This window comes from Halomonas sp. 3D7M (genome assembly GCF_014897885.1).
Taxonomy (GTDB): Bacteria; Pseudomonadota; Gammaproteobacteria; order Pseudomonadales; family Halomonadaceae; genus Vreelandella.
In genome coordinates this window covers 5,156-7,331 of the sequence record NZ_JABUZF010000113.1, presented here as the reverse complement: position 1 = coordinate 7,331, position 2,176 = coordinate 5,156, and the positions used below count along the sequence as shown (strand labels likewise).

2 protein-coding genes are annotated in these 2,176 nt (G+C 52.5%); both read left to right on the top strand.

The genetic code is table 11. The features are described from left to right. Positions 1-82: 82 nt before the first annotated feature. Positions 83-355, top strand: a complete 273-nt coding sequence (locus INT22_RS05025) for a DUF2160 domain-containing protein (RefSeq protein ID WP_038484947.1) — start codon at positions 83-85, stop codon at positions 353-355. Positions 356-449: 94 nt separating this feature from the next. Continuing rightward, positions 450-2,176 (top strand): ABC transporter substrate-binding protein (locus INT22_RS05020; RefSeq protein WP_193067812.1); only part of this gene is annotated, 1,727 nt, incomplete at its 3' end.

Here is a 2,176-nt window from a genome sequence, read left to right as displayed (position 1 = left end):
CGGCATTCTGGTGGTTTACTTCGTACGCAACCATATCGCCAAGGACTTTGCCCTGGGCCGCACCTGAGTAGGAGGAAACCTTATGTCCTGGATGGTATGGACTTTACCGACGGCTATTTTCTTTTCTTCCATTGCGGCCATGCTAGCGGGCATGACGATCTGGGAACTACGCTCGCCAAGCATTGAAAGAAAGGGATTTTTACCCATTAGCACCACCCGCGGTGATCGGCTGTTTATCGGCTTGCTGTCTGCCGCGTTTATTCACTTGGGCTTCATTGGGTTCACGTCGCTTTCAATTTGGATTGCACTAGCACTTTCAGCGGTATGGCTGCTGGTGTTAATGCGCTGGGGTTAGCCAATCAGCAATTCCAGGAAAACCCTGGCGTTAAGTACGGCAGTATCAAGGACGCTCAAGATATCAGGGAAGAGCACAACAAAACGAGGTCAACATGCGCAACAACAAGTTCAAACTTACTACCCTCGCCGCCAGCCTCATGCTCGCATCGGGGACACTGATGGCAGACGATCACGATGCGCGGGCAATCGCGGAGCGCTTGGTCGACGAACACTTCCAAAACTCTACCTTGAGTCGTGAAGAGCAAATCGAAGAACTTCTTTGGTTTGCAAAAGCAGCTGAGCCCTTCCGCGGTATGGATATTCAAACTGTCGCAGAAGGCTTGACCACTCACGTCTATGAAAGTGAAGTGCTGGCAGAAGCATTCAGTGAGTTAACCGGTATCAACCTTACTCACAATATTATCGGCGAAGGCGACGTCGTTGATACGATGCAAAATCAGATGCAGTCAGGTAACAGCATCTACGACGGTTTTGTTAATGACACCGACGCTATCGGCACGCACATTCGTTACGGCACCACCATCAACCTCACCGAGGCGATGGAAAACGAATGGGCTGACTACACACTTCCAACGCTGGACCTAGACGACTTCATTGGTTTGCAGTACGGCACCGGCCCCGATGGCAGCCTATACCAACTACCCACTCAGCAGTTCGCCAACCTTTACTGGTTCCGTTATGACTGGTTCCAGCGCGAAGACCTGCAAGATCAGTTCCGTGAAATCTATGGCTATGATCTTGGGGTACCCACCAACTGGACGGCTTATCAAGATATTGCCGAGTTCTTTACCAAACATGTTGGTGAAATCGACGGCACTACCGTCTATGGCCACATGGACTACGGCCGTCGTGATCCGTCGCTTGGCTGGCGCTTCCACGACTCCTGGCTCTCAATGGCCGGTATGGGTAGCCCGGGCGTACCATCAGGTAATCCAGTCGATGACTGGGGCATTCGCGTTAACGAAGATAGTCAGCCGGTAGGTGCCAGCGTTAGTCGTGGCGGTGCGACCAACTCGCCAGCGTCTGTCTTTGCCATGCAAAAAGCCGTTGATTGGCTACGTGACTTCGCACCGCCTGAAGCACAGGGCATGACCTTTGGTGAAGCGGGTCCTGTGCCTGCTCAAGGTCATATTGCTCAGCAAATTTTCTGGTACACCGCCTTCACAGCAGACATGACCGATCCTGCCGTGGCTGTGACCGACGATGAAGGCAACCCACTTTGGCGCATGGCACCTTCCCCTACCGGCCCTTACTGGGAAGAAGGCATGAAAGTGGGTTATCAGGATGTAGGTGCATGGACGTTCTTTGACTCCACACCCGAAGACCGTCGAACCGCTGCTTGGCTATTTGCCCAGTTTACGGTAGCCAAAACGACCTCTCTTGAAAAACTGATAGCTGGTCTAACGCCGATTCGTGAATCTGACATTTTCTCTGAACAGATGACCGAAATGGCACCTAAGCTTGGTGGTTTGGTTGAGTTCTACCGCAGCCCCAACGAATCCAACTGGACGCCTACGGGCACCAACGTACCTGATTATCCGCGTATGGCACCGTTGTGGTGGCAAAACCTTGCGCCGGTAATGAGTGGCGAAGTTACCCCTCAAGAGGGCTTAGATAAGCTGGCGGCAGATATGGATAACACCATGTACCGCTTAGCTCGCGCAAACGTCTTCGATAGCTACGCCCCAGCGCTTAACGAAGAGCGCGACCCGCAATACTGGCTGGATCAAGAAGGCTCTCCTAAGCAAAAGCTTGATGATGAAATGCCGCAAGGAACGACCGTTCCTTACGATGAAATGATGGAAGCCTGGATGGAAGC